Source organism: Vibrio sp. YT-19(2023) (genome assembly GCF_033337395.1).
Map to the genome: position 1 here is coordinate 1 of NZ_JAWOQN010000216.1, position 939 is coordinate 939.

Consider the following 939-nt stretch of genomic DNA (forward strand, 5'->3'; position numbering starts at 1 on the left):
CTTGGTATCTGGAATGGCGACGGTTTGAATCGGCGTTCGGCCTGGTGGTAATTCGTCTATCACCGACGTTTCCAAATCAGCATACGCTGTCATTGCTAGCGTGCGAGGAATCGGAGTCGCCGTCATGATGAGCTGATGCGGATACGCGCCTTGTTTTGCCCCTTTCTCACGTAACTCTAATCGCTGATGGACGCCGAAGCGGTGCTGCTCATCAATGATGACTAACGCTAGGTGATGAAATTCCACGCGTCCCTGGAAGAGGGCGTGAGTGCCCACTAGCATTTGCGCTTCACCGCTGGCAATGTGAGCCAGTTCCGTCTCTTTGGCTTTGCCCTTGAGCTTACCAGCAAGCCAGCCCACTTGAATGCCCATGGCTTCAAACCAGTTGGCGAAATTGATGGCGTGTTGTTCGGCGAGCAGCTCAGTTGGTGCCATTAAAGCCACTTGGTAACCGTGCTCAATGGCTCTGACCGCGGCTAGCGCGGCAACCAATGTTTTTCCTGAGCCTACGTCACCTTGGACAAGACGCATCATTGGGTGCGGCTTTTCGAGGTCGGATTCAATCTCTCTCACCACGCGTGCTTGAGCATTGGTCGGAGAAAACGGCAGTTGCGCCAACAGCTGTTTTTTCAGTTTGTCACATGGTGCGAGCGGTAAGGCGATATCTTGCTGGCCTTTGCTGCGAACCGCCAACATCGACACGTTCTGAGCGAGCAATTCTTCTATGATCAAACGGATTTGAGCGGGGTGCTTACCTTCATCAAATTCATCTAAATTAATGGTTGGCGGCGGGCGATGAATGGTGTGCAACGCCTGTGACATAGTAATCTGATGGTTATACAAGCCAGAAGGTAGCAATTCTTGCACTGCCGCTTTATCGAGTAGCGCCAATGCTTGCTCAGTAAGATTACGTAAGGTGATTTGACGCAGGCCATCTGC

1 protein-coding gene is annotated in these 939 nt (G+C 52.1%); it reads right to left on the reverse strand.

Annotated elements, in window-relative coordinates; translation table 11 throughout:
• Window positions 1-939 (reverse strand): DEAD/DEAH box helicase (locus R7E78_RS24965; protein ID WP_318058451.1); only part of this gene is annotated, 939 nt, incomplete at both ends.